The 25,371-nt window shown below is 68.9% G+C and carries 24 protein-coding genes and 1 pseudogene; 18 read left to right on the top strand and 7 right to left on the bottom strand.

The features are described 5' to 3' along the window. The 3 genes from xdhB to VPH61_RS07255 form a co-directional block, all read right to left on the bottom strand. A complete protein-coding gene (xdhB, locus tag VPH61_RS07245) occupies window positions 1-2,466 on the bottom strand; it encodes a xanthine dehydrogenase molybdopterin binding subunit (RefSeq protein ID WP_332062829.1) in 2,466 nt (821 codons plus the stop codon). Further along, entirely contained in the window at window positions 2,463-3,914 is a 1,452-nt protein-coding gene (locus VPH61_RS07250; RefSeq protein ID WP_332062830.1) for a xanthine dehydrogenase small subunit, read from the bottom strand. The genes xdhB and VPH61_RS07250 overlap by 4 nt, the downstream gene beginning before the upstream one ends. A 168-nt stretch (window positions 3,915-4,082) precedes the next feature. After that, the gene (locus tag VPH61_RS07255; RefSeq protein WP_332062831.1) at window positions 4,083-4,838 is read right to left on the bottom strand and encodes an IclR family transcriptional regulator; all 756 of its coding nucleotides are present in this window, start codon (window positions 4,836-4,838) and stop codon (window positions 4,083-4,085) included. Window positions 4,839-5,065: 227 nt separating this feature from the next. Here VPH61_RS07255 and aceB point away from each other — a divergent pair, with 227 nt between their 5' ends. The 3 genes from aceB to VPH61_RS07270 are packed head-to-tail and all read left to right on the top strand — an operon-like array spanning window position 5,066 to window position 8,788. Beyond that, window positions 5,066-6,673 (top strand): malate synthase A, encoded by a 1,608-nt coding sequence (gene aceB, locus VPH61_RS07260; protein WP_332062832.1) that lies wholly within the window; start codon window positions 5,066-5,068, stop codon window positions 6,671-6,673. Further along, on the top strand, window positions 6,670-7,935 hold the full coding sequence (locus VPH61_RS07265; RefSeq protein ID WP_332062833.1) for a DUF6986 family protein: 1,266 nt from the start codon (window positions 6,670-6,672) through the stop codon (window positions 7,933-7,935). The genes aceB and VPH61_RS07265 overlap by 4 nt, the downstream gene beginning before the upstream one ends. Window positions 7,936-7,975: 40 nt before the next feature. Continuing rightward, window positions 7,976-8,788, top strand: a complete 813-nt coding sequence (locus tag VPH61_RS07270; protein WP_332062834.1) for a bifunctional allantoicase/(S)-ureidoglycine aminohydrolase — start codon at window positions 7,976-7,978, stop codon at window positions 8,786-8,788. A gap of 12 nt (window positions 8,789-8,800) precedes the next feature. On the opposite strand, the gene VPH61_RS07275 is transcribed toward VPH61_RS07270, so the two are convergent. The 3 genes from VPH61_RS07275 to VPH61_RS07285 form a co-directional block, all read right to left on the bottom strand. After that, entirely contained in the window at window positions 8,801-9,103 is a 303-nt protein-coding gene (locus tag VPH61_RS07275; protein WP_332062835.1) for a hypothetical protein, read from the bottom strand. A 455-nt stretch (window positions 9,104-9,558) separates the two neighbouring features. Beyond that, window positions 9,559-10,893, bottom strand: coding sequence for a DUF1254 domain-containing protein (locus VPH61_RS07280; RefSeq protein ID WP_332062836.1), 1,335 nt, complete (start codon window positions 10,891-10,893; stop codon window positions 9,559-9,561). Window positions 10,894-11,117: 224 nt separating this feature from the next. Beyond that, complete coding sequence (locus tag VPH61_RS07285) at window positions 11,118-11,693, bottom strand: GNAT family N-acetyltransferase (RefSeq protein WP_332062837.1); 576 nt, start codon at window positions 11,691-11,693, stop codon at window positions 11,118-11,120. Between the two features lie 468 nt (window positions 11,694-12,161). Between VPH61_RS07285 and VPH61_RS07290 the strand changes: the two genes are divergently transcribed. Next, a complete protein-coding gene (locus tag VPH61_RS07290) occupies window positions 12,162-12,458 on the top strand; it encodes a hypothetical protein (protein ID WP_332062838.1) in 297 nt (98 codons plus the stop codon). A 76-nt stretch (window positions 12,459-12,534) separates the two neighbouring features. Here the strand turns inward: VPH61_RS07290 and VPH61_RS07295 are convergent, their stop codons facing one another. Next, window positions 12,535-13,014 carry a hypothetical protein gene (locus VPH61_RS07295; RefSeq protein ID WP_332062839.1) on the bottom strand — a complete coding sequence of 160 codons (480 nt, stop codon included), beginning with the start codon at window positions 13,012-13,014 and terminating at the stop codon, window positions 12,535-12,537. A gap of 273 nt (window positions 13,015-13,287) precedes the next feature. Here VPH61_RS07295 and VPH61_RS07300 point away from each other — a divergent pair, with 273 nt between their 5' ends. The 14 genes and pseudogenes from VPH61_RS07300 (at window position 13,288) to menC (ending at window position 25,363) form a co-directional block, all read left to right on the top strand. Next, complete coding sequence (locus VPH61_RS07300; RefSeq protein ID WP_332062840.1) at window positions 13,288-14,097, top strand: hydroxypyruvate isomerase family protein; 810 nt, start codon at window positions 13,288-13,290, stop codon at window positions 14,095-14,097. A gap of 41 nt (window positions 14,098-14,138) precedes the next feature. Beyond that, window positions 14,139-15,017, top strand: a complete 879-nt coding sequence (locus VPH61_RS07305; protein WP_332062841.1) for a 2-hydroxy-3-oxopropionate reductase — start codon at window positions 14,139-14,141, stop codon at window positions 15,015-15,017. Window positions 15,018-15,045: 28 nt separating this feature from the next. Beyond that, window positions 15,046-16,842 carry a glyoxylate carboligase gene (gene gcl, locus VPH61_RS07310; RefSeq protein ID WP_332062842.1) on the top strand — a complete coding sequence of 599 codons (1,797 nt, stop codon included), beginning with the start codon at window positions 15,046-15,048 and terminating at the stop codon, window positions 16,840-16,842. Between the two features lies 1 nt (window position 16,843). Beyond that, window positions 16,844-17,986: pseudogene (locus VPH61_RS07315) on the top strand (glycerate kinase); the annotation flags it as partial. Window positions 17,987-18,046: 60 nt separating this feature from the next. After that, window positions 18,047-19,363 (top strand): allantoinase AllB, encoded by a 1,317-nt coding sequence (allB, locus tag VPH61_RS07320; RefSeq protein ID WP_332063003.1) that lies wholly within the window; start codon window positions 18,047-18,049, stop codon window positions 19,361-19,363. A gap of 17 nt (window positions 19,364-19,380) precedes the next feature. After that, complete coding sequence (gene bcp, locus VPH61_RS07325; RefSeq protein WP_332062843.1) at window positions 19,381-19,887, top strand: thioredoxin-dependent thiol peroxidase; 507 nt, start codon at window positions 19,381-19,383, stop codon at window positions 19,885-19,887. 100 nt (window positions 19,888-19,987) lie between these two features. After that, complete coding sequence (uraD, locus tag VPH61_RS07330; RefSeq protein ID WP_332062844.1) at window positions 19,988-20,485, top strand: 2-oxo-4-hydroxy-4-carboxy-5-ureidoimidazoline decarboxylase; 498 nt, start codon at window positions 19,988-19,990, stop codon at window positions 20,483-20,485. After that, on the top strand, window positions 20,482-20,823 hold the full coding sequence (gene uraH / locus VPH61_RS07335; protein WP_332062845.1) for a hydroxyisourate hydrolase: 342 nt from the start codon (window positions 20,482-20,484) through the stop codon (window positions 20,821-20,823). The genes uraD and uraH overlap by 4 nt, the downstream gene beginning before the upstream one ends. Before the next feature lie 3 nt (window positions 20,824-20,826). Further along, on the top strand, window positions 20,827-21,774 hold the full coding sequence (gene pucL, locus VPH61_RS07340; RefSeq protein ID WP_332062846.1) for a factor-independent urate hydroxylase: 948 nt from the start codon (window positions 20,827-20,829) through the stop codon (window positions 21,772-21,774). Between the two features lie 119 nt (window positions 21,775-21,893). Beyond that, window positions 21,894-22,616, top strand: a complete 723-nt coding sequence (locus tag VPH61_RS07345) for a hypothetical protein (protein ID WP_332062847.1) — start codon at window positions 21,894-21,896, stop codon at window positions 22,614-22,616. A gap of 57 nt (window positions 22,617-22,673) precedes the next feature. Then, the gene (locus VPH61_RS07350; protein WP_332062848.1) at window positions 22,674-22,811 is read left to right on the top strand and encodes a hypothetical protein; all 138 of its coding nucleotides are present in this window, start codon (window positions 22,674-22,676) and stop codon (window positions 22,809-22,811) included. Window positions 22,812-22,932: 121 nt separating this feature from the next. Beyond that, window positions 22,933-24,030: an acyltransferase family protein gene (locus VPH61_RS07355; RefSeq protein WP_332062849.1), complete on the top strand. Its 1,098-nt coding sequence runs from the start codon at window positions 22,933-22,935 to the stop codon at window positions 24,028-24,030. After that, complete coding sequence (locus VPH61_RS07360; RefSeq protein ID WP_332062850.1) at window positions 24,027-24,155, top strand: hypothetical protein; 129 nt, start codon at window positions 24,027-24,029, stop codon at window positions 24,153-24,155. Before VPH61_RS07355 ends, VPH61_RS07360 begins: the two co-directional genes overlap by 4 nt. Then, entirely contained in the window at window positions 24,152-25,363 is a 1,212-nt protein-coding gene (menC, locus tag VPH61_RS07365) for an o-succinylbenzoate synthase (protein ID WP_332062851.1), read from the top strand. The genes VPH61_RS07360 and menC overlap by 4 nt, the downstream gene beginning before the upstream one ends. Window positions 25,364-25,371 lie beyond the last annotated feature (8 nt).

Raw genomic sequence — 25,371 nt, forward strand, 5'->3', positions numbered from 1 at the left:
TCAGGCCTCGGTCGACGCCAGCGCGGGCACCTCGGCGCCGGTCGGTGATGGAGCCGCCGAGGCATCCGTCGGCCGTGCCTCAGCCGAGGCATCCGCTGCCAGTGCCGTCTCGGCGACCGAACCGGCCGAACCGGCCGAACTGGCCGACCGCGCCGCTTCGATCGCCCAGTAGACGGCCTCAGGGGTCGCGGGCGAGCCGAGTTCGACGCTGTGGCCGGCGGGCGCGAACGCGCCGATCGCCTCGCGGATCGCCTCTCGGGCGCTGAACGCGAGCATGAACGGCGGTTCGCCGACGGCCTTCGAACCGTAGACCGCGCCGTCTTCGCGGGCGTTCTCGAAGAGGCGCACGTTGAACTCCTCGGGCATCTCCGAGAAACTCGGCAGCTTGTAGGTGCTCGCGGACTGGGTGAGCAGGCGTCCGCGGTTCGGCCCGTCGGTCTCGTCCCAGCGCAGCTCCTCGAGGGTGAGCCATCCGACGCCCTGCACGTAGGCGCCCTCGATCTGCCCGATGTCGAGCATCGGCGACAGCGAATCCCCGACGTCGTGCACGATGTCGACCCGGCGCACCCGGTAGGCGCCCGTGAACCCGTCGACCTCGACCTCGGTCGCGGCGCAGCCGTAGGCGAAGTACTTGAAGGGGGAGCCCTTCATCAGGTCGGGGTTCCAGTGCAGCCCCTCGGTTCGGTAGTAGCCGGCCGCCCAGAGCTGCACGCGCTGCAGGTACGCGGCGTTCGCGACCTCGGCGAAGGTGAGGCTCTCGTCGAACTTGCCGAGGCCCGTGATGAGACCGCCCTCGAAGCGGACGTCGCGCTCGTCGACGCCCAAGAGCCGACCGGCGACCTTCGCCATGCGCTCGCGGATCTGCTCGCACGCGTTCTTGACGGCGCCGCCGTTGAGGTCGGCGCCCGAGGAGGCCGCGGTCGCCGAGGTGTTCGGCACCTTGTCGGTGCGCGTGGGGGCGAGCCTCACCTGGTCGAAACGCAGCCCGAGGGCGGTCGCCGCGACCTGCAGCATCTTGGTGTGCAGACCCTGGCCCATCTCGGTGCCGCCGTGGTTGATCAGCACCGAGCCGTCCTTGTAGACGTGCACGAGTGCGCCGGCCTGGTTGAAGGCCGCGAAGTTGAACGAGATGCCGAACTTCACGGGCGTGATCGCGAGCGCGCGCTTCGTGTCGGCGCTCGCGGCGTTGAACGCGGCGATCTCGGCGCGGCGCGACTCGAAGTCGCACTCGTCGACGAGGCGTTGCCAGATCGCCTCGAGGCGATCGGCGTCCTTCACGAGCTGGCCGTAGGGGGTGGCCTGCCCCGGCCGGTACATGTTCTTCCGGCGGATCTCCGCCGGGTCGATGCCGAGCACCGGTGCGACCCTGCCGAGGATGTCTTCGATGAGGAAGACGCCCTGCGGGCCGCCGAAGCCGCGGAATGCGGTCTGCGAGGTCTTGTTCGTCTTCACGATGCGGCCGTGCGCGTGTACGTTCGGGATCCAGTAGGCGTTGTCGAGGTGGCAGAGCGCCCTGCCGAGCACAGGCTCGGAGAGGTCGATGCTCCAGCCGCCGTCGGCGGTCAGCGTGGCGTCGAGCGCCTGGATGAGCCCGTCGTCGGTGAAGCCCGCCTTCCACGTGATCTGGAACGGGTGACGCTTGCCGGTCATCGTGATGTCCTGCGTGCGGTTCAGCCGGAGTCGCACGGGGCGACCCGTGAGCTTCGCGCCGAGCGCGGCGATCGCGGCGAAGCCGTGGGGCTGCATCTCCTTTCCGCCGAAGGCGCCGCCCATGCGGAGCGACTGCACGGTGACCTGGTTCGACGAGATGCCGAGCACGTGCGCGACGATCTCCTGCGTCTCGGAGGGATGCTGCGTCGAGCACTGCACGAAGTACTGCCCCTCGGAGTCGAGGAGGGCGAGCGAGGCGTGCGTCTCGAGATAGAAGTGCTCCTGCCCGCCGAACTCCGTCACGCCCTCGAAGACGCGCGGTGCGCTCGCGAGCGCAGTTTCGGCGTCGCCGCGTTCGACGGTGCGCGCGATGCCCTGGAAGGACTCGGCGGCGATCGCCTCCGACACGGTGATGTACGACGGCAGCGGCTCGTAGGCGACCTTCACGGCCTCGGCACCGAGGCGCGCGGCCTCTTGCGTCTCGCCGAGCACCCAGACGAGTGCGTGACCGTAGAACATCGCCTCACTCGGGAAGAGCGGCTCGTCGTGCTTGATGCCGGCGTCGTTGATGCCGGGCACGTCGTCGGCTGTCAGCACGCGCACGACGCCGGCCACGTCGTAGGCCGGTGCCACGTCGATCGTGACGCGCGCATGCGCGTTCGCCGACTGCACGGGCCAGGCCGTGAGCACGCCGGCGGTCTGGGCGGCGAGGTCGTCGGTGTACATCGCGGCACCCGTGACGTGCAGGGCGGCGCTTTCGTGCGCGGCACGCAGGCCGACGACGGGGTTGGCGGGCCGATCGGCGAGCGCGCTCATGCCGAGACCTCCTTCGACTCGATGACCGTGGTGCTGTACAGCTTCAACAGCGCGCTGCCGAGCATGAGCGATCGGTACTCGCTCGACGCCCGGTGGTCGGACATCGGCGTGCCCTCGCCCTGCAGCACGGCCGACGCCGCACGCACGGTCGCGACGTTCCACGGCCTGCCGACGAGCGCCGCCTCGGTGGCGTAGGCGCGAAGCGGGGTCGCGGCGACGCCGCCGAGTCCGATGCCGGCCGTTGTCACGACGCCCTCCTCGATGTCGAGCGCGAAGCCGAGCGCGACGCTCGAGATGTCGTCGAAGCGGCGCTTCGCGATCTTGTGGAACGCGGTCACCCGTGCCAGCGGCAGCGGGATGCGGATCGCGCGGATGAGTTCGTCGGCGCCGCGGACGGTCTGCCGATAGCCAGTGAAGTAGTCGGCGAGGTCGACCTCGCGCTCGCCGTCGGCCGAGGCCAGCACGAGTCGCGCGCCGAGTGCGAGCAGCGCCGGGGGAGTGTCGCCGATGGGCGATCCGGTGCCGAGGTTGCCGCCGAAGGTGCCGCGGTTGCGGATGAGCCGTGAGGCGAACTGCGGGAAGAGCTGGGCGAGCAGCGGCACCCGGCCGGCGAGCCGTCGTTCCACCTCGGACAACGGCAGGGCCGCACCGATTTCGATGAACTTCTCGCCGATCTCGAGCGCGCGCAGCTCGGGCAACTGCTCGATCGCGACGACGAGCGGCGCGCGGCGGCCGCGCAGGTTCACCTCGACGCCGAGGTCGGTCGACCCCGCGAGGAGCAGGGCCGTCGGCTCGTCGCGGAGGAGGCCGAGCGCTTCGGTCAACGAGGCGGGGCGGATGAATCTGCCGCCACCGCTCGCGAAGTCGGTGGGCACGGGTGCCGGGGCCGGCCGGCCGCGCCGCGCGGCCAGTTCGTCGTCGGCCTCGGGGGAGCCGAGCGTGTACGCGGCGTCGCGGATCGGGCGGTAGCCCGTGCAGCGGCACAGGTTGCCGCTGAGGGCGTGCAGGTCGAAGCCGTTCGGGCCGTGCTCCTCGCAGACCTCCTCATCGGCGGCCGCTGGCACTCGGTCGGCGCGGTAGTACTCGCCCGCCATGCTGCACGCGAAACCGGGGGTGCAGTAGCCGCACTGCGACCCGCCGGCCTCTGCGAGCTTCTCCTGCACGGGGTGCAGTTCGTCGGGGGAGCCGAGCCCCTCGGCGGTGACGATCTCCTGCCCGTTCAGCGCGGCCGCCGGAACCAGGCATGCGTTCACGGCCGTCCAGGAGGTGCCGCCGTGGTCGTCGGGGGTCGCGACCAGCATTGCGCAGGCCCCGCACTCGCCTTCGGCGCAGCCTTCCTTGCTGCCCGAGAGGCCGGTGTCGCGCAGCCAGTCGAGGGCCGTCGTGTGGGCGGTCGCGCCCTGCAGCGGGCGTTGCCGCCCGTTGACCGTCATGGTGATCTCGTCCATGGGATCTCCTCGGTTCGGCGTCAGCATGGACGCCATGGCACCGGGGCCCCGATGGCCCCACCTCGCGCCGTGTCCGCCCGTGGCAGACACCTCGATACTACTCCGACGTGATCGCGAATCGCGACAAATTCGGAATCACGATTCCGCAGAGTGGATATTGCGAGAAACTCAGGCCGCCGAGGTGACGTCCGCGATCTCCTGGACGATCTCGCGGAGCACCGGGATCGCACGCTCGGCGAAGTCCTCGCCGACCCGGGCAACCGGGCCCGAGACCGAGACGGCGGTCGGCACCGGCGTGCCTGGCACAGTCATCGCGTAGCAGCGCACGCCGACCTCCTGCTCGCCGTCGTCGATCGCGTAGCCGCGTTCACGGGTCGTCTTCAGGTCTGCGAGGAGGGCGTCGACCGTGTCGATGGAATACTCGGTCGCCTTCGGCATGCCGGTGCGGGCGATGATCTCGCGCACGGCGGCGTCGTCGAGCTGGGCGAGGATCGCCTTGCCGACGCCGGTGTTGTGCAGGTGGGAGCGGCGGCCCACCTCGGTGAACATCCGCATCGCGTGCGGCGACGGGGCTTGGGAGACGTAGATGACCTGGTCGCCGTCGAGGGTGGCGAGGTTCGCGGTCTCGCCGAGCCGCTCGACGAGCTCCTTCAGCTGGGGCTTCGCGAGCTGGCCGAACTGGCGGTTGGCGACCTCGCCGAGGCGCACGAGGCGCGGCCCGAGTGCGTAGCGACGGTTCGCGAGCTGGCGTGCGTACCCGAGCGAGACGAGGGTGCGGAGGAGCCGGTGGATCGTCGGGAGTGGCAGGCCGGCCATCGTCGACAACTCGCTGAGCGTGACGTCCCCGCCGGCATCGGCGATCAGTTCGAGGAGGTCGAAGACCCGGGCCACGGATTTGACGCCTTCGGTGGGGCTGTCCGCCATCCGGTGCACTCCTTGTTCCATCGTTGCGGCAATCGGAATCCGCATCGCGGAAAATCTGCCGTTCGCAGTCAAGATACCGCACCGATCCGGGGCGAGAACGGATGAATCGAGCGCGCCGTTCTCCGTGGTGGTACATTCGGATCAAGTTTCCGGAATGCAGATATCTGCATCCACGATGCGAAAACAATTCGATTGACGAACGTCTCGTCGCAGGAGAGAGTGGCAGCATGACCATCGAGATCACCCGAGCCTCGACCATCGACGGAGCCGAGGAGATCCTCTCGGATGACGCGCTCGCCTTCGTCGAGGCGTTGCACCACCGGTTCGACGCACGCCGGCACGAGCTCCTCGAAGCGCGGCGGGTGAGGCGCGAGCGCATCGCCGCGGGCGGCACGCTCGACTTCCTCCCCGAGACCCGGGAGATCCGCGAGGGCGAGTGGCGCGTGGCATCCGCCCCCGATGCGCTGCTCGACCGACGCGTCGAGATGACCGGGCCGGCGGCCCCGGCGAAGATGGCCATCAACGCCCTGAATTCTGAGGCGCGCGTCTGGCTGGCCGACCTCGAAGACGCATCGAGTCCGCACTGGCACAACGTCGTCGGCGGGGTCATGAACCTGCGCGATGCCGCCCGCGGCACGCTCGCCTTCACCTCCCCGGCCGGCAAGGTCTACGCGCTCCGCACCGACGTGCGCCGGCCCACGGTCGTGACCCGCCCGCGCGGCTGGCACCTGCCCGAGCGCAACGTGCTCGTCGACGGCGTGCCGGGCTCGGCGGCGCTCGTGGACTTCGGTCTGCACTTCTTCCACACGGCGCAGTTGCTGATCGACAACGGCCACGGCCCCTATTACTACCTGCCGAAGCTCGAGAGCCACCTCGAGGCGCGCCTCTGGAACGACGTCTTCGTCTTCGCGCAGGAGCAGCTCGGGATTCCGCACGGCACCGTGCGGGCGACGGTGCTGATCGAGACGATCCCCGCCGCGTTCGAGATGGACGAGATCCTCTACGAGCTGCGCGACCACGCGTCGGGCCTGAACGCCGGGCGCTGGGACTACCTCTTCAGTCTCATCAAGGTGTTTCGCGACGCGGGCCCCGAATTCGTGCTGCCCGACCGCGCCTCGGTCGTGATGACGGCGCCGTTCATGCGCGCCTACACCGAGCTGCTCGTGAAGACCTGCCACCGGCGAGGCGCCTTCGCGATGGGCGGCATGGCCGCCGTCGTGCCGAACCGCAACGACCTCGAGGTCACGCGAGCGGCGTTCGAGAAGGTGCGTGCTGACAAGACCCGTGAAGCGAACGACGGCTTCGACGGATCGTGGGTCGCTCATCCCGATCTCGTACCCGTCTGCAGAGAGGTGTTCGACGCAGTGCTCGGCGATCGGCCGAACCAGCTCGAGAAGCAGCGCCCCGACGTCCAGGTCACCGCGGCCGAGCTGCTCGACGTGGCCTCGGCGCACGGCGAGGTCACCGAAACCGGGCTGCACGGCAACCTCTACGTCGCCGTCGCCTACACCGCGGTGTGGCTGTCGGGCAACGGCGCCGTCGCGATCCACAACCTCATGGAGGATGCCGCGACGGCCGAGATCTCCCGCTCGCAGGTGTGGCAGCAGCTTCGGAACCACGTCGTCTTCGCCGACACCGGCCGCGCGATCACGCCCGAGCTCGTGCGTGAGGTGCTCGCCGAGGAGGTCGAACGACTGCGGGGCGAGGTCGACCCCGAGCGGTTCGCGCGGTACTACGAACCGGCGGCCGCCCTCATCGCCGACATCTGCCTCTCCGAGGAGTACGTCGACTTCCTGACCCTGCCCGCCTACGAACTGCTCGAGCTCGAACGATGAGCGCAACACCGGGTTCGCTCTCTGCCGCCGACCTGGCGCGTGTCGATGCGCGGCTGCAGGCGACCGACGAACTGCTGGCCAGCGCCTACCCCGGCGACGACGGCTCGCGCCAGCCCGTGCACACCGTGTACGTGCCGGCCGACCGGTACACCCCCGAGTTGCCGGCACTCTGGGGGCGGGCCGCGCTCGACGCCGTCGAGTCGTTCGGGGGGCTCGAGGCCATCGCGGCCTCGGTGGGCCTCGACGACGGCATCGCGGCCGACGTGGTGCCGCGCGTGCACGAGAAGCTCGAACGCGAACCGATCGAAGACCTGCGCATCGACTTCGAAGACGGCTACGGCGACCGCGGCGACGAGGCCGAAGACGCCGATGCCGTGCGGGCGGCCAAGCGGGTCGTCGCCTCCGCCGGAGCCGGCTTCGCGCCGCCGTTCATCGGCATCCGCTTCAAGTGCTTCGAAGCACCGACACGGGCGCGCGGCATCCGCACGCTCGACCTGTTCGTGACCACGCTCGTCGAGCACGGCGGGCTGCCCGACGGCCTCGTGCTGACGCTGCCGAAGGTGTCGACCGTCGCGCAGGTCGAGGCGATGGCGGATGTCGCGGCAGCCCTCGAACGCGCGCACGGCCTGCCCGACGGGCGTCTTCGATTCGAGGTGCAGGTCGAGACGCCGCAGCTCGTGCTCGGCGCCGACGGTCGCTCGCCCGTCGCCCAACTGCCGCTCGCCGCCCCAGGCCGCATCAGCTCGCTGCACTACGGCACGTACGACTACAGCGCCTCGCTGCAGATCGCCGCCGCCTATCAATCGATGGAGCATCCCGTCGCCGACCTCGCGAAGGGCATCATGCAGCTCGCGGTCGCGGGCACCGGCATCCGCCTCTCCGACGGGTCGACGAACATCCTGCCGATCGGCGACCGCACCGAAGAGGCGTGGGCGCTGCACGCCCGCCTCGTGCGCCGCTCGCTCGAGCGCGGCTACTACCAGGGCTGGGACCTGCACGCGCACCAGCTGCCCACCCGGTTCCTCGCGAACTACGCGTTCTACCGCGAGGGGTACCCCGAGGCATCCGCGCGGCTTCGCAACTATCTCGAGCGCACGCCGGGAGCCGTGCTCGACGAGCCGGCCACCGCCCGGGCGCTCGCCGATTTCGTGCTGCGCGGCGTCGAGTGCGGCGCCGTCTCGGTCGACGAGATCGTCGCCGACATCGGCATCGACCGGCGTGCGCTCACGCTGCTCGCCCACCCCCGGCTGGCGACGCGATGACCGGACGCACTGCATCAACTTCGAACGACAGGGAACACGCATGAGCTACTTCACTCCCGAGGGCGGTCTGCCGGCCCAGACCGAGCTCCTGACCGATCGCGCGATCGTGAAGGAGGCGTACACGGTCATCCCCAAGGGGGTGCTGCGCGACATCGTCACGAGCAACCTGCCGGGCTTCACGAAGACCCGATCGTGGATCATCGCCCGACCGATCGCGGGCTTCGCGACGACCTTCTCGCAGCTCATCGTCGAGATCGCACCGGGTGGCGGCGCCGAGCGACCCGAGCCCGAGGCAGGCGTCGAGGGCGTCGTGTTCGTCACGGCGGGCTCGCTCGTGCTCGAGCTCGCGGGGGAGCGGCACGTGCTCGAGCCCGGCGGCTACGCCTATCTCGCGGCCGGCGCGTCGTGGTCGCTCGCGAACGAGGGGGCGGCCATCACGAGCTTCCAGTGGATCCGCAAGGCGTACGAGGCCGTCGACGGCATCGCGCCGCCGGCGTCGTTCGTCACGAGCGACCAGGAGGTCGCGCCGCGCGAGATGCCCGGCACGAACGGCGCATGGGCGACCACGCGTTTCGTCGATCCCGACGACCTCAGGCACGACATGCACGTGAACATCGTGACGTTCCAGCCGGGCGGCTCGATCCCGTTCGCCGAGACGCACGTCATGGAGCACGGACTCTTCGTGCTCGAGGGCAAGGCGGTGTACCGGCTGAACGACGACTGGGTCGAGGTCGAGGCCGGCGACTTCATGTGGCTCAGGGCGTTCTGCCCGCAGGCCTGCTACGCGGGCGGCCCCGGGCCGTTCCGGTACCTGCTCTACAAGGACGTGAACCGCCAGATCCGCTTGACGTAGCCGCCACGCTGATCACGCCAAGTTGTCGGGTGCACGGTCGCCCGAGCCCGGCCCGGAACCGTGGATGCCACGCCGCTTCCCGAGAACCCACCCCACGACGAAAGCGGCGATGACCGCCGCGATGGCGATGATTCCCATGCCCCAGAGCCTAGAGGCCGGTACGAACGGCGCGCCGCCAACGAAACCGAAGTCACCCAGAGGTTGGTATGCGAACCATCCGAACGTGGCAGTCGGTCCCGGGAGCAGTACGAGAACGAGTCCCAGAACAGCGAGAGCCCCTGCCCCGATGATGATCGCTTTGAGGCCGGTCGTCATCAGCTGCTCCTATGGGGTCGTGATCCCGACCAACGCTATCCGAACGTGCGAATCGGCCGCGGACACCAGGCGCCGCTTTTTAGCTCTGTTACCGCAATGAGCTCTTCCTTCGTACCTCCGCGCAGCCGAGATGTGCGCGCAGTGCAGGCCGGCGTCAGGCAGTCCGGTACGGTCTGACTCCCGCGCCAGCAAATCGCATGTGAGCACCGGTGACCGATCGCCCTTCGGGCGTCCGGTGATCCGGGGCCGATCGACTGGTGCGCCAGAAACGTTCAAAACCCCGAGTTTCGACCTCACCCCTCACGACGCGCGCGGTCGCAGAAGCAGGCATGGTCGACCTCGGCTCCGGGAGGTTTTGACCACCTCGAAACGACGGTCAAAAACCGTCGTTTCTGAGCACGGGCTCGACAAGGCTTGCCAACTGCCTGCGGGGCCGTCGGAGGATCGATCTTCGGCTACGCCCGCGCCTTAGTGATGGCGGGTGGGATGAACGCGCCGTTGAGGCTTTCTGATGACGGAGAATAGAGCCGAAGCATGGGCGAGAAGGTGCCTGCGGGCGCCGGGAGCCAATTCGCTTCTCGGTCTGTACCGGGTGACTCGTGCTGGATGTAGATGTCCAGCGAGCCGTCGGGGTTGAGGGCGAGGGGGTCGCGATCGCGAATGACGAATCGGTCGATGGGGTTGGGTACTTGGAACCCGTCGCCGTCGTACATGGTGAGTGACCAGAATGCGTCGGCGTCGGGCTGGTTGTCGGCGTCGAAGTGGAGCACATAGTCGTTGGCACCGGTGAAGGGTTCACCGTCGGCGTCCGCGAAGGCGTTCGGGTAGATCGCGTCCTCGGGCAGATTCGCGCCGAGGCCGGCCATCGCTACGAGAGCACGCACCCGGTAGGACGTGCCGTAGGTGCCGAATGACTGCTCCCAGTTCCATCCATTGCGCCTGATGCCGATGCTCGCTTCGGACATGGCGGTCACGAGGTCGGCCAGTGCCCGGTCGCGCGCAGTGTCGACGGCCGCGGCGGTCTCGGCGTCCAGCGAGGAGGCGTCGAAGCTCTCGCCCGGGGTGATGCCGATGGCACGCATGCGGTGCAAAATCGGGTAGTCGTTGGCATGCGGCGGGTTCACCTTGAGCAACTCGGCGAACAGAGTGAAAAACTCGACGCTCGAGAGGGCGTTGACTTGCTCCAGCGGCGGGGTGTCGTTGTCGATCGACGCGTCGGTCTCGACACGGGTCGGCGGCTCGTAGTCGGTGCCCCAGGCGCTGAGCGGGACGATTCGGTACTGGTCCTGGATGGCGTGCACCCGCGCGAAGTCGTCAGGTCCGTTGGCCTGCGTGCGACCCATAACCCACACGAACGGGGTGGGAGCGACGATCAAGTCCAGCCCCTCCGGCACGTCACCGCGCCACCCGGGCCGGGCGATCAGGAAATCGCGCGCCTTCCCCAACGTGTTGCGGGTGCCGGGCACGGCGAAGATATCCGTCCACATGTCCAGCATCGGGGTCAGGTAGTAGCGGTCGCCAGCATCCGGGACGCTGAGCACGACCGGCTCGGCGTGCACGTCGAGCCACGCGAAAGAGTAGAGGGTGTCGAAGTTGAATCGGACCACCTCTTTCGAGTCTGCAGCCGGGTACTCGCGGGCGTGCGAGAACTGGTTCAGAGGCGCACGCAGGAGCGCCGAGTGCGCATCGGGAACGTTAGTCATCTGCCGACGGGTGAGCTCCATCGTGACGAGCGGATACGCATACAGGTAGGCATCTGCCGCCACCTTCGTGAGATCGAACTGTGCCATGAACCTGAACCCCGATCGTTGTTGGACCTCGACTCAGCCTATTGGCCGAGACAACGACGACGCCCGGTAGGCGGTCATGGGCACAGTGATGTCGCTGGCATCTGCGATCCCCACAGGCATGCCGGTGGCCACCCACGCGACGAGGCTGTCAAAACTCATCAATTTTGACGGTGCTCGCTAACCGTCGTTTGTGACGAGACTGCATCGTCCGACTTGGAGCCGCGTTAGGCGGTGCTCGGCCAAGCTGTCGGTGATCGCACATCGCTTCGGACTAGACCTGCAAGTGTCAGGTCGTAACGCTGCCCGAAGCGGACGCCAGCGCCTCGCCGCTGTCCTTCCCAGGTGAACCCAAGCTTTTGCGCGACTCGCGCTGACGCAATGTTCGTCGTGATTGCTTCCCATCCGAGTCGATCGAGTCCCAGGCCGACAGGCGCTTCGGCGAGGGCGTACTCGACAACTCGTGCGGCGGCCTCAGTCATGAGGCCCCGACCACGCGCCTCAGGATCGATCCAGTAGCCCAACTCGGCCATGCCAGCTTCAATCCGCGACAAAGACACGACGCCCAGGATTCGCAGACCGGAAAGCTCGTAAATTCCCCATGTAAGACTGGATCCGCTCGCCCAGCCAGCAGGAATCACGTCGACAACGAAGCCGCGCGCATGCTTGGTCTCGTAGGGGTATGGCACTGTTGTGAATTCAGCGATGGCGGCGTCACCGCAGATCTCGGCTATGCGCGGAATATCTACTTCCGATGGACACCGCAGGGACAACCGCGCAGTCATGAGTTCGACGATTTCCACACGGCGATCGTAAGTTCGATTCTCATCTGCCCGCGACCGCGAAGCGCCTCCGGCGATGATCGCGTGCCTCGCGTCCCCACGATGCTGCAAGGCGCAAGCGACGGTCGGAGAGCGCCTTCAATATCGGTCGTTTGCAACCGCGAATCGACAGAGCTCACCACCTGAGCACTCGTGCACGGGTGGCGGGTCTGTCCGAGGTCACTGGACTCGTGCAAGATGAGCCCGTGACCCATTCGTCGGCCCTCGACGTCAGAGAGAGCGATGACGCTCTCCGGCCGGCTCGACCCAGAAGTGGTGACATCCCTGCGAAGGCGGATGAATGTCGACGCAACGGATGACGGGGGCAGTGATCAGGGCGTCGTCGTCGACCACCTCGAGCGTCTCACCGGCCGACTACGCGACGAACTCGGCGCCGACTACTGAACAGACCCTCCCCGCAGCGGCCGCCCAACAGGAAGCACAGCCCAGATGAGTACCGCCCACCGTCAACTCCCAGATGATGACCCGAACCGGCTGCAACTCGTCGCCGCATGGAGTGCCGTCAGGCGCAGCCTGAGTGAGGCGATACGCGATCTTGAGAAACTCGACGATGCGATTCGCACGGCATCGGCAGCCGGCATCAGTGAAATGGGAATCGTCATCGAATCCCGCAGCGAAGCAACCCACATCGAGACACGTCTCGTTCGTGAGGTCGTTGCGGGCGGCACGAGCCTCGGTTACTACGTGTCGAAGTACGACCGGCTGCAACCGCCTGCCGCGCCATGAGGAATCGGTTGCCGACACCCCTGCGAATCAGAGATTCTCTTCATTGAGACGAGCCTCTGCGGTTCGCGCGGGTGCCCTATTCGAGTTCGAGGACGTACTCCGTCTCGTAATCCGTGAACTGCACGATCACCGTCACCGGCCGCTCGCTCACCGAGGACGGGAGTTCGAACACGTGCGTCGTTGCCGCCATGTCTGCCGTGCACGGGTCGTGCCGTGACGGGCCGAACTCGACCCGCACCTCATCGGCGTCGAGGACTTGCAGCTCGCTGGCGATGGCTGGGCAACTGCTGCTCCCTTGCGTGATCACCCCGAACTCCGTGTCATTCACCCAGCCGACAACCGGGTCAACATTGAGGAGATCGGGGTCGGGGCCAGCCCAACCATCCGGGATCCCCTTCACGACCCGATCGGCCTGCGACCCGTCGCCGATGGGGCCGTTGCCTGGCGCGCCAGGGACGCAGCCCGCCAACGCCAACAGCCCCGCGAGCACCATGGCGCTCGCTGTCACCCGCGCCAGCCGTCGAGGTTCGCCGCGACCCCAACCTGATGCCTTCATATGGTGATGGTGTCTCGAAGCCGCCCTGGTTCGACAGCAGTACCTGCTTCGTTACCGACTCGATGCAGATAAACCGGCCCCTTCACTGAGTCGCATCGCGACCGCCGTTTCTCGCGCATCTCTGCCTGTAGCCCGGTCGGCGGCGGCTTCGACAGTCGAGCGGATGCCGCGGCATCCGCTCGATCCGAACGGTTGACGGCGCGCCAGCTCTCGCTTACACTTTCACACAGCAGAAGGAATCTTCCGCGATACGAAAGCACCGAAGGAAGCGCGATGACGTACACGGTGAACTGCTCGATCCTCCTCACCGAGCTGCCCCTGCTCGATCGGCCCGCTGCAGCACGCGCGGCCGGCTTCGACGCCGTCGAGTTCTGGTGGCCGTTCGCGGAGTCGGTCCCGAGCGACCGTGACGTCGACGCCTTCGTCGCCGCCATCCGCGATGCCGGCGTGCAGCTCACCGGCCTCAACTTCAGCGCCGGCGACATGCCCGCCGGCGACCGCGGTCTCGTGTCGTGGCCGGCCCGCTCCCGCGAGTTCCGAGACAACCTCGCCGTCGTCGCGGGCATCGGCGACGCACTCGGATGCCGCGCGTTCAACGCCCTCTACGGCAACCGCATCGACGGGGTCTCCGCCGAGGTGCACGACGGGGTCGCCGTCGAGAACCTGGCCGCGGCCGCTGAAGCCGTCGCCTCAATCGGCGGCACCGTGCTGCTCGAGCCCGTCAGCGGCGCTCCGCGGTATCCGCTGCGCACCGCCGCCGATGCCCTCGGTGTCATCGATGCGGTGCGCGAGGCCTCCGGCGCTCGCAACGTCAAGCTGCTCGCCGACTTCTACCACCTCGCCGTCAACGGCGACGACGTCGCCGCCGTCATCGAGGCGCACGCCGCAGACTTCGGCCACATCCAGATCGCCGACGACCCGGGCCGCGGTGCGCCGGGCACCGGCGACCTCCCCCTCGACGACTGGATCGCCCGCAGCCACGAGCTCGGCTACTCCGGTGCGATCGGCCTCGAGTACAAGGCTCCGATCGCGACCGCATTCGACTGGCTCGCGGCGGCACCCGCCGCCGAAGCCTCCCGCTGAACCACAGCGGAACCACGCCCGACTCCAACGAAGGAAGCATCATGAGCAACATCACCGTCATCGGCCTCGGCATCATGGGACTGCCCATGGCCATGAACCTCGTCGCCGCAGGGCACGACGTCATCGGCTTCAACCTCAGCCAGGACCGCATCGACGAACTCGTCGCCGCCGGCGGCCACGGCGCCGGCAGCATCGCCGAAGCCGTCGCAGCCGCCGACGTCATCATCACGATGGTGCCCGACTCGCCGGATGTCGCGGCCGCCGTCCGCGGCGAAGACGGCATCTTCGCCAACGCGAAGGCCGACGCCCTCTGGATCGACGCCTCGAGCATCCGCCCCGACGTCGCCGCCGAGCTCGCCGACGAGGCGCGCGCCGCCGGCCTCCGCGTCGTCGACGCCCCCGTCTCGGGCGGCGAGCAGGGCGCCATCGACGCCGTGCTCTCGATCATGGTCGGCGGCACCGAGGCCGACTTCGCGAGCGCCCTGCCCGTGCTCGAGGCCGTCGGCAGGACGATCGTGCACGTCGGCCCCTCGGGTGCCGGCCAGACGGTGAAGGCGGCCAACCAGCTCATCGTCGCTGTCAACATCCAGGCGCTCGCCGAGGCGATCCTGTTCCTCGAGGCCTACGGTGTCGACACCGACGCGGCACTGAAGGTGCTCGGCGGCGGGCTCGCGGGCTCCAAGGTGCTCGACCAGAAGGGCCAGAAGATGCTGAACCGCGACTTCGCCCCCGGCTTCCGCCTCGCGCTGCACAACAAGGACATGGGCATCATCACCGCCGCGGCCCGGCAGGCCGGCATCACGATCCCGCTCGGCGCCCACGTCGCCCAGCTCGTCGGCTCGACGGTGCAGCAGGGCGACGGCGGCCTCGACCACTCGGGCCTCTTCAAGCTCACCGCCGCCGCCTCCGGCCGCAACTGACCGACTCCTCACGACGCAAGGAAACATCATGACTCGCATGCGTACCGTTGACGCGGCCGTGCTCATCCTCGAGAAGGAGGGAGCGACCGAGGCCTTCGGGCTTCCCGGCGCCGCCATCAACCCGTTCTACTCCGCGATGCGCGCCCACGGCGGCATCCGTCACACCCTCGCCCGCCACGTCGAGGGCGCCTCGCACATGGCCGACGGCTACACCCGTGCGGCCGACGGCAACATCGGCATCTGCATCGGCACCTCGGGCCCCGCGGGCACCGACATGATCACCGGGCTCTACGCGGCCCAGGCCGACTCGGTGCCGATCCTCTGCATCACCGGCCAGGCGCCCGTCGCGAAGCTGCACAAGGAGGACTTCCAGGCGGTCGGCATCGACGCCATCGCGAAGCCGCTCACCAAGATGGCGATGACGGTGCTCGAACCGGCGCAGGTGCCGGGCGCCTTCCAGCAGGCGTTCCAGCTCATGCGCTCGGGCCGCCCGGGCCCCGTGCTCATCGACCTGCCGATCGACGTGCAGATGGCCGAGATCGAGTTCGACATCGACACTTACGAACCGCTGCCCCTCGCCAAGCCGGCCGCGACCCGCGCACAGGCGGCGAAGGCGCTCGACCTCCTGACGGCGAGCGAGCGCCCGCTCATCGTCGCCGGCGGCGGCATCATCAACGCCGCGGCATCCGATCGCCTCGTCGAACTCGCCGAACTGCTCGGCGTGCCCGTCGTGCCGACCCTCATGGGCTGGGGCGCGATCGCCGACGACCACCCGCTCGCGGCGGGCATGGTTGGCCTGCAGACCTCGCATCGCTACGGCAACGAGAGCCTGCTCGCGAGCGACTTCGTGATGGGCATCGGCAACCGCTGGGCGAACCGCCACACCGGGGGTATCGACACCTACACGAAGGGGCGTACCTTCGTGCACATCGACATCGAGCCCACCCAGATCGGCCGGGTGTTCGCACCCGACTACGGCATCGTGTCGGATGCCGCTGCGGCACTCGATGCGATGATCGCCGTTGCGCGTGAGCGTGCCACGGCCGGCGCCCTGCCCGACTACTCGGCGTGGGCGGGCGACTGCCGCGCGCGCAAGGCGACCCTGCACCGCAAGACTCACTTCGACAACGTGCCGATCAAGCCGCAGCGCGTCTACGAGGAGATGAACCGGGCCTTCGGCCCCGACACCACCTACGTCACGACGATCGGCCTCTCGCAGATCGCGGGTGCGCAGATGCTGCACGTGTTCGGTCCGCGCAAGTGGATCAACGCGGGTCAAGCCGGGCCGCTCGGCTGGACCGGCCCCGCCGCCCTCGGCGTCGTGCGCGGCAAGCCGGGTGAGACGGTCGTCGCGCTCTCGGGCGACTACGACTTCCAGTTCATGATCGAGGAGCTCGCGGTCGGTGCGCAGCACAAGCTGCCGTACATCCACGTCGTCGTGAACAACAGCTACCTCGGCCTCATCCGCCAGTCGCAGCGCGGCTTCGAGATGGAGGCCCACGTCTCGCTCGCGTTCGACAACATCAACACCCCGCACGTCGAGGGCAGCAGTGCGAACGGCTACGGCGTCGACCACGTGAAGGTCGCCGAGGGCCTCGGCTGCAAGGCCATCCGCGTCGAGCGGCCCGACGACCTCGGTGCCGCCTTCGCGGAAGCGGGAGCGCTCATGGCCGAGCACCAGGTGCCGGTCGTCGTCGAGGTCATCCTCGAGCGCATCACGAACATCTCGATGGGCGTCGAGATCGACGGCGTCAACGAGTTCGAAGAGCTCGCAATGTCGCCCGACGACGCTCCGACGGCGATCCTGTCGCTCGCGAAGGTCTGAGATGCGCATCGTCGTCGCTCCCGACAAGTTCAAGGGGTCGCTGACCGCCCCCGCGGTGGCGTTCCACGTCGCCGCGGGGCTGCGGTCGGCCATCCCCGACGTCGAGGTGGTGTCGGTGCCGGTCGCCGACGGCGGCGAGGGAACGCTCGACGCGGCGATCGCCGCAGGCTACGAGTTGCGCACGGCGGAGGTCGCGGGCCCGACGGGGGAACCGGTCGCCGCGGCCTTCGCCGTGCGCGGCCGGCACGCCGTCATCGAGATGGCGCGCGCCTCAGGACTCGACCTCCTGCCGAACGGCGTTCCCGACGCGCTCGGCGCCACGAGCCTCGGCACCGGCCAGCTCGTGCGCGCCGCGCTCGACGCCGGCTGCCGCGAGATCGTGCTCGGCATCGGCGGCAGCGCGTCGACCGATGGGGGAGCAGGGCTCCTGCAGGGGCTCGGGGCTCGAGTCGCGGATGCCGCGGGCACGGAGCTGCCCCTCGGCGGCGGCGCGCTCGCCCGGCTCGCGGCCGTCGACCTCTCGGGGCTCGACCCGCGGCTCGCCGAGACCGAGATCGTGCTCGCGAGCGACGTCGACAACCCGCTGCTCGGGCGCGACGGTGCGGCCGCGGTGTTCGGTCCGCAGAAGGGGGCGACCGCCGACCAGGTGCGGATCCTCGACGATGCGCTCGCCCGGTTCGCTCGCGAGCTCGCCCGAGCGTCGAACGATGCGGGCGCGCGGCCGGGCCGCGTCGACGAGGCGGCAGTCGCCCCCGGCTCGGGCGCCGCCGGAGGTGCCGGCTTCGCCGCGATCGCGGTGCTCGGCGCCCATCGCCGCCCGGGCATCGACGTGGTGCTCGAGTTCGTCGGCCTCGCCGATGCGCTGCAGGGCGCCGATGCCGTGATCACGGGGGAGGGCAGCCTCGACGAGCAGAGCCTCGGCGGCAAGACCCCCATCGGTGTCGCGCGCGCCGCCGCCACGGCGGGGCTGCCGGTCTATGCCGTGTGCGGGAGGACCACGCTCTCCGCCGGCGACCTCGCCGCGGCCGGGTTCGCCGGGGTGCGCTCGCTCGCCGAGCTGGAGCCCGATTCGGCGCGCAGCATCGCCATGGCCGCGCCGCTGCTGGAGCGGGTGGCCGCGTCGCTCGGCGCGCAGATCGTCGCCGAGGTCGCTGCCGCTGCCGGCGTCGCTGTCGGAGCCGGGCCGGCTGCTCCCTACGACCGGGTGCTGCTCGCAGAACGGGTACTCGTCGACGGAGCGTTCATCGCCGCCGAGATCGGCATCCGCGACGGCACTGTGGCCGAGATCGCCCCCTTGGGTACCGGCCTCCCGAGCGCCGAGATCGACCGGCTCGCCTCCGACGAGGTGCTCATCCCCGGACTCGTCGACACGCACGTGCACGTCAACGAGCCCGGTCGCACCGAGTGGGAGGGATTCGCCTCGGCGACCCGTGCCGCGGCTGCCGGGGGCGTCACGACGATCATCGACATGCCGCTCAACAGCATTCCGCCGACGATCTCGGTCGCGGCGCTCGACGAGAAGCGAGCGGCGACGGCCGGACAGCTCTTCGTCGACGTCGGGTTCTGGGGCGGCGTCGTGCCGGGAAACGCCGACGAGATCGAGCCGCTCGTCGCCGAAGGCGTGTTCGGTTTCAAGTCGTTCCTGCTGCCCTCGGGAGTCGACGAGTTCCCCCACATCTCGGCCGACGAGATGGAGGCCGCGATGCGCCGCATCTCGGCCGCCGGCTCGATGCTCGTCGTGCACGCCGAAGACGAGCACGTCATCGACGATGCGCCGCACAAGGGCGGACCGAGTTACCTCGACTTCCTCGCGTCGCGTCCCCACGAAGCCGAAGACACCGCGATCGCCCAGGTGATCGAGCGGGCGGCGCGCACCGGGGTCCGTGCGCACGTGCTGCACCTGAGCTCGGCGGACTCGCTCCGGCAGATCGCCGAGGCGAGAGCCGTCGGCGTCGACCTCAGCGTCGAGACGTGCCCGCACTACCTCACGTTGTTCGCCGAAGACGTGGCGGCCGGAGCGACGGCCTTCAAGTGCTGCCCGCCCATTCGCGAGGCGGCGAATCGCGACGCGCTCTGGAGCGGGCTCGCCGACGGTGTGATCGACTTCATCGTCTCCGACCACTCGCCGTCGACGCCCGAGCTGAAGTACGCGGGCGACGGGGACTTCGAGATCGCCTGGGGCGGCATCGCTTCGCTGCAGCTCGGACTGCCGCTCATCTGGACCGAGGCGCGCGGCCGCGGCATCCGTCTCGAACAGGTCGTGGACTGGATGTCGGCACGGCCCGCCGAGCGGGTCGGCCTGACCACGAAGGGTCGCATCGCCGTCGGCGCCGCTGCCGACTTCGCGGTCTTCGCACCCGAGGCCCTGTTCACTGTCGACGCCGTGGCGCTCGAACACCGACACCCCGTGACGCCGTACGACGGGCGCGAACTGACGGGAGTGGTGCGGCGTACCTACCTCGCCGGCGCACCCGTCGACCGGAAACAGCCCCGCGGCCGGATGCTGCGGAAGAACTCATGAAGGGAATGCAGCACGACATGATCAACTCCTCAGACGAACTCGAACCCGGGCAGCTCGCACCGGACTTCACGCTCACCGACGCGACGGGTGCGCCCCGAACCCTCGCGGAGCACCGCGGCCGGCCTGTGATCGTGTACTTCTACCCGGCGGCGTTCACCCTGGGCTGCACGACCGAGGCGTGCGATTTCCGCGACAATCTGGCTTCGTTCCAGGCCGCCGGGTACGCCGTGGTCGGCATCTCGCCCGACCCCGTCGAGCGGCTCGCCGAGTTCGCGGCGGCCGAGGCACTGAGCTTTCCGCTGCTCTCCGACGAGGATGCCGCGATCGCCAGGGCCTGGGGTGCGTGGGGCCAGAAAACGGTCGACGGCCGCACGTTCGACGGGCTCATCCGTTCGACCGTCGTGGTCGACGCCGAGGGGCGCGTCGTCTCGGTCGAGTACAACGTGCAGGCCGACGGGCACGTCGCGAGACTTCGAGAGCGGCTCGGCCTCCCGGTGCTTGCCTCGCCGTCGCCGTCTCACTAGAATTGTCGCATGCTGAAATAACAGTTCCACGATATGAAATCAACCGATTCATATTTCCATACACCGTGGATGCCAGCAGAATCAGAGAGTGGATCAAGCAATGCTGCTTGAAGTATTCAATGGAGCCGATCGCCGAGAAGCGATCGCCGCGCTCCGGCCCTGCGTCGACATCGGTCGCTGGGGCGAAGCGCTCGCCGACGGGCGGCCGTATGCCTCCGTCGACGAGGTCGTCGTCGCGGCCGAGGTCGCGGCGAGACCGTTCAGCGCCGCTGAGATCGAGGCGGCGCTCGCGCATCACCCCCGCATCGGCGACCGCGCACGCGGCGATCATCGCGAAGCGGCGCTCAGCCGCGCCGAGCAGTCCGGCGTGGATCCGAGCGACGCCGAGGTGCAGGCCGCACTCGCATCGGGAAACCTCGAGTACGAACGCCGATTCGGCCGGGTGTTCCTCATCCGGGCGGCGGGGCGCAGCGCGGGCGAGATCCTCGCCGCGCTGAACGAACGGCTCGGGCACACGCCAGAGGAGGAAGACGAGATCGTCGCGGAGCAACTGCGCGAGATCGCGATCCTCCGACTGAAGGGAATCCTCGCCGAATGAGCATCTCGCAGATCACCACCCACGTGCTCGACGCGGTGCTCGGCCGGCCCGCCGCAGGCGTGCCCGTCGAACTCCTGGCCCGCGAGGGCGACGAGTGGCGGCTCATCGGCGCAGGAACGACCGACGCCGACGGCCGTGCGACGCGACTCGCCGCGAGCTCCGTCCCGACCGGGGAGTACCGGCTGCGGTTCGACACCGGCAGCTGGTTCGCCGCCCGCGACACCGAGACCTTCTACCCCGAGGTGCTGCTCACCTTCCTCGTCGCCGAGGAGGGACGGCACTATCACGTGCCGCTCCTGCTGAGCCCCTTCGCCTATTCGACGTACCGAGGAAGCTGAACCATGACCGATACACTCATCGCCAACGACACCACCACGACCGTGAACAGCGCAGACGACTCCGGGATCATCCTCGGCGCGAACCAGTACGGCAAGGCCGAGGTCCGCGTCGTCAAGGTCACGCGCGACACGCCCCGACACGAGATCGAAGACCTCAACGTCACCTCGCAGCTGCGCGGCGACTTCGCCGGCGCCCACCTCGCGGGTGACAACGCCCATGTCGTCGCGACCGACACGCAGAAGAACACGATCTTCGCCTTCGCCCGCGACGGGGTCGGCTCGCCCGAGGCATTCCTGCTGCGGCTGGCCGAGCACTTCACGAGTTCGTTCGACTGGGTGAGCGGCGGCCGCTGGGAGGCCGAGAGCTTCGCCTGGCAGCGTATCGAGGCGCACGGCGCCGGGCACGATCACTCGTTCGTTCGATCCGGCCAGGAGATCCGCACGGCCGTCGTCGTCGCCGACGGCGCCGACCGTCACGTCATCGCGGGGCTCAAGGACCTCACGGTGCTGAAGACCACGCAGTCGGGCTTCGCCGGCTACCCGAAGGATCGCTACACGACCCTGCAGGAGACCGCTGACCGCATCCTCGCCACCGATGTCGCCGCCCGCTGGCGGTACACGAGCGACGACGTCGACTTCAACGCCGTCTACGAGAACGTCAGGGCGCTGCTGCTCGAGGCCTTCACCGAGCAGTACTCGGCCGCATTGCAGACCACGCTCTTCGACATGGGGCGGCGCGTGCTCGAACGTCACCCCGAGATCGGCGAGATCCGCTTCTCGATGCCGAACAAGCACCACTTCGTCGTCGACCTCGCCCCGTTCGGCCTCGACAACCCCAACGAGGTGTTCTACGCCGCCGACCGGCCGTACGGACTCATCGAGGCCACGGTCACGCGCGACGGGCTCGCACCCGCGCCCGTCGCGTGGGAGGGCATCGCCGGGTTCTGCTGAGCCGGCGGGCCGGCTCACGATGCGAGGGGCGGATGCCGCGGCATCCGCCCCTCGCCGTCGCTGTCGACGCGCGGCGGTGCGTGGCGCTAGCGTCGAGCCATGACGGAGAAGCGGTGGGCGTGACCGGGGCGCATCCGCAGGCCGCGGCGGGCTGGCGCGGTGCGGTGGAGCTCGCGGACGCCGCCGACGCCCGCGCGGGCGTCGTGACCCGCCAGGCGACCGCCGAAGAGCTCGACGGCGTGCTCGCACGCTTCGAGGCGACGTGGGGCGAGGGGCGGGGGCCCGACCGCTCGATGCTCCAGGCGATCGCGCACGCGGGGGGCACCATGCTCGTTGCGGTGCCGGGTTTCGAGACGCTCGCTTCGCTCGCTCCTCAACGAACGAAAGGAGCGCTCGCTCCTCGACCAGCGGAGGGCGCCGGGATTCTCGGTGCGGCGCTCGGCTTCGTCGGTTGGGATGGCGGCATCCACCTGCACTCGCACATGAACGCCGTCGACCCTGCAGCACGGGGGCGCGGCATCGGACTCGCCCTCAAGCTCCGCCAGCGTGCGATCTGCCTCGAGCACGCCATCGAGGAGATCCGCTGGACCTTCGACCCGCTCATCCGCCGCAACGCGCACATGAACCTCGTACGGCTCGGCGCCGAGGTCGTCGCCTACCACCCCGACTTCTACGGCCGTCTCGACGACCGCATCACGGGCGCCGACCGCAGCGACCGCTTCGAGGTGCGCTGGCGGCTGGACTCCGCGCGCACCGCGCGCGCGCTGGCTCTGCGACCGCAACCCGTGTGGACGGCAGTCGGCGGCGGCCTCGCCCTCGACCCCGACTTCGAGCGACTGTGAGCCGATGCCCCGGCCGACGCCGCTCGTCTCCGCGAGCGTTCGCGCGAGGCCTTCGCCGTGCTCGCCGGCGGCGCGCTCCGGCCCGAGCTCGACGCCGCGGGCGACTACGTCTTCACGAACGACGACCCCGACCGGGAGGCGTTCAGCGACGAGCGGCGATCTAACGCTGGAGATGCGGACGGGGATACCTCCTGAGGCGAGCGCTCTGCACGGGGGCTACGATCGTCCAAGACGAATTGGGCGCCCCTCATGTGCTCGTGCCGCGACTCCGACGGGGTATCGCGTTAGCGTCGGAATCCCGACAGGACTGGAATCGATGATCGAGCGTCACGAGAACGAGCAAACGGCTTCGGAGTCCGTCGACCGGCCGGTGCCCACGCCCGTTGCACCACGTCGACGCGATACGAGCGTCGACGTGCTCAAGGGCATCGGCATCGTACTCATCATCCTCGGCCACCTCGACGCATCCGGCATCGGCGGCTCGTTCATCGCCTATCTCTACACATTCCACGTTGCGCTCTTCTTCGTCGCCGCAGGCTACACCTGGCGCGCGAAGCCGGGTCTGAGCTTCGGCTCCGTAGTTGTCACGAAGTTCCGGACGATCTACGTGCCGTACATCGTGTTCTTCATCATCTCGCTGGCCTACGGCCACCTCGTGATGAGGTTCGTGTTCGGACAACCCGTCGCTCCGTTCGACCCCGTGCAGAGCCTCAAGGCACTGCTTGCGTCGAGCGAATGGCTCAACACAGTGCCGACGTACAACTTCGCGTTGTGGTTCCTGCCCGTATTCTTCGTCGCTTCGGTCCTCTTCGATCTGTTGCAGAAAGTGCGCAACGTCCTCGCGTACGTGGTCGTCGTCATCGCACTCGCCGCCGTCTCAATCCCCATCCAGGACCTGCTCCCAGGCCGCCCGGTTATCGCCATCAACGTAGTGCCGGTTGCTCTGGTCTTCATGGCGACCGGCTATCTCATCAGGCGATATATCCCGATCGCGAGGATCTCCTATTTCGTCGCAATCCCGGTCCTCGTGTTCTCGCTATGGGCTGCCTTCATGTTTCCGGGCAACGTCGCGAGGATCGGTTCGTACTGGTACTTCCCCGGTGCGATCGCGAGCATCGTGCTGTACCTCCGGTTCTCCATCGACATCCGCTCCAGCTCGTTCCTCCAATTCGTCGGCCGCAACAGCCTGATCGTGTTCGGCATCCACGGCCTCGTCGCGTCCACCTACCCCTTCACTCACATCCAGGATGCTCTTGCGCCTCAATGGAACGGCCTCATGCTCTACCTCGTCAACGCCGCCTATGTGCTGCTGGTCTCGGTGGTCATTGTGAAGGGCTATCGCCTCGTCCGTGTGCGCTTCGACCGTTCCCTAGTCAGCTGGAGGTCGAGGCGCGCCGCAGTACGATCGGCATGATCGGGGTGTTCGTGATGTCGGCGCTACATTGGAGCCCGCTCGCCGGCGGCGCGCTCCGGCCCGAGCTCGACGCCGCGGGCGACTACGTCTTCACGAACGACGACCCCGACCGGGAGGCCGAATGACACCCGCGACCCAGACCCCGCCGAAGACGGAGACTCCGCGCATCGAGGCGATCGAACTGCACCGCATCGAGGTGCCGCTCGTGCGGCCGTTCGAGACGAGCTTCGGCCGGGAGACCGTGCGGGAGGCGCTGCTTGTGCGGGTGCGCACCGACGCGGGCGACGGCTGGGGCGAGTGCGTCGCCGGGCGTGATCCGTTCTACTCGGCCGAGTACGTCGGCGGAGCGGCATCCGTCATCGAGCGCTACCTCGCGCCGGCGTTGCTGGCCGCGCCCGCCGTCGGTACCTCGCATGCCGCCCCGGCCGACGGAGACCGATCGCTGGGCGTGCCGCTCGCGGCATCGGTGGCGCCGACGCTCGCCTTCGTCGCCGGGCACCGCATGGCGAAGGGCGCCATCGAGGCGGCCGTGCTCGACGCCGAGCTGCGCGCGCAGGGCCGCTCGATGGGCGCGGCGTTCGGCGCGGTGCGCGACTGGGTCGACTGCGGCGTCTCAGTCGGGATCGCCCCGACGCTCGAGGAACTGCTCGACGAGGTGACCGGCTACCTCGAGCAGGGCTATCGGCGCATCAAGCTGAAGATCAAGCCGGGCTGGGATCTCGTGCCCGTCGCCGCAGTGCGCGAGCTTATGGGGCCGGCTGGCCTGCTGCAGGTCGACGCGAACACGGCGTACACCTCCGACGATATTCCGTTGCTCGCGAGCCTCGACCAGTTCGGGCTCCTGCTCATCGAGCAGCCGTTCGCCGAGGAGGACCTCGCGACGCACGCACTGCTCGCGAGCGCGTGCGAGACGCCGGTCTGCCTCGACGAGTCGATCCTCGACGCCGCGACCGCGGTCGACGCGATCGAACGCGGGGCGACCTCGGTCGTGAACATCAAGCCGGGGCGCATGGGTGGCTATCTTGAGGCACTGCGAGTGCACGATGCGTGCCGCGCCCTCGAGGTGCCGGTGTGGTGCGGCGGCATGCTCGAGACCGGCATCGGGCGTGCGGCGAATGTCGCGCTCGCGGCTCTGCCGGGCTTCGTGCTGCCGGGGGATACGTCGGCGTCGTCGCGCTACTACGCCGACGACGTCACCGAGCCCTTCGTGCTCGGCGAGGGCGAGCACCGGGGGCAGCTCCGAGTGCCGGATGGGCCGGGCACGGGCGTCACCGTGCGCGACGACCTCGTGCGCGAGTGGGCGAGCGCATCGCCGATCGTGCTCGGGCGCTGACGAGCCGG

The sequence above is a fragment of the Agromyces sp. CCNWLW203 genome (assembly GCF_036576125.1).
Classification (GTDB): Bacteria; Actinomycetota; Actinomycetes; order Actinomycetales; family Microbacteriaceae; genus Agromyces.

Excerpts from the sequence above, each read along its gene's own strand:
- VPH61_RS07355 (WP_332062849.1), top strand. The coding sequence starts at position 22,933 with ATGATCGAGCGTCACGAGAACGAGCAAACGGCTTCGGAGTCCGTCGAC.
- VPH61_RS07300 (WP_332062840.1), top strand. The coding sequence starts at position 13,288 with ATGACGTACACGGTGAACTGCTCGATCCTCCTCACCGAGCTGCCCCTG.
- VPH61_RS07275 (WP_332062835.1), bottom strand. The coding sequence starts at position 9,103 with ATGACGACCGGCCTCAAAGCGATCATCATCGGGGCAGGGGCTCTCGCT.
- VPH61_RS07280 (WP_332062836.1), bottom strand. The coding sequence starts at position 10,893 with ATGGCACAGTTCGATCTCACGAAGGTGGCGGCAGATGCCTACCTGTAT.
- VPH61_RS07265 (WP_332062833.1), top strand. The coding sequence starts at position 6,670 with ATGAGCGCAACACCGGGTTCGCTCTCTGCCGCCGACCTGGCGCGTGTC.
- gcl (WP_332062842.1), top strand. The coding sequence starts at position 15,046 with ATGACTCGCATGCGTACCGTTGACGCGGCCGTGCTCATCCTCGAGAAG.
- bcp (WP_332062843.1), top strand. The coding sequence starts at position 19,381 with ATGATCAACTCCTCAGACGAACTCGAACCCGGGCAGCTCGCACCGGAC.
- VPH61_RS07305 (WP_332062841.1), top strand. The coding sequence starts at position 14,139 with ATGAGCAACATCACCGTCATCGGCCTCGGCATCATGGGACTGCCCATG.
- aceB (WP_332062832.1), top strand. The coding sequence starts at position 5,066 with ATGACCATCGAGATCACCCGAGCCTCGACCATCGACGGAGCCGAGGAG.
- uraD (WP_332062844.1), top strand. The coding sequence starts at position 19,988 with ATGCTGCTTGAAGTATTCAATGGAGCCGATCGCCGAGAAGCGATCGCC.
- VPH61_RS07290 (WP_332062838.1), top strand. The coding sequence starts at position 12,162 with ATGAGTACCGCCCACCGTCAACTCCCAGATGATGACCCGAACCGGCTG.
- uraH (WP_332062845.1), top strand. The coding sequence starts at position 20,482 with ATGAGCATCTCGCAGATCACCACCCACGTGCTCGACGCGGTGCTCGGC.
- VPH61_RS07270 (WP_332062834.1), top strand. The coding sequence starts at position 7,976 with ATGAGCTACTTCACTCCCGAGGGCGGTCTGCCGGCCCAGACCGAGCTC.
- xdhB (WP_332062829.1), bottom strand. The coding sequence starts at position 2,466 with ATGAGCGCGCTCGCCGATCGGCCCGCCAACCCCGTCGTCGGCCTGCGT.
- VPH61_RS07295 (WP_332062839.1), bottom strand. The coding sequence starts at position 13,014 with ATGAAGGCATCAGGTTGGGGTCGCGGCGAACCTCGACGGCTGGCGCGG.
- VPH61_RS07360 (WP_332062850.1), top strand. The coding sequence starts at position 24,027 with ATGATCGGGGTGTTCGTGATGTCGGCGCTACATTGGAGCCCGCTCGCC.
- menC (WP_332062851.1), top strand. The coding sequence starts at position 24,152 with ATGACACCCGCGACCCAGACCCCGCCGAAGACGGAGACTCCGCGCATC.
- VPH61_RS07255 (WP_332062831.1), bottom strand. The coding sequence starts at position 4,838 with ATGGCGGACAGCCCCACCGAAGGCGTCAAATCCGTGGCCCGGGTCTTC.
- VPH61_RS07250 (WP_332062830.1), bottom strand. The coding sequence starts at position 3,914 with ATGGACGAGATCACCATGACGGTCAACGGGCGGCAACGCCCGCTGCAG.
- pucL (WP_332062846.1), top strand. The coding sequence starts at position 20,827 with ATGACCGATACACTCATCGCCAACGACACCACCACGACCGTGAACAGC.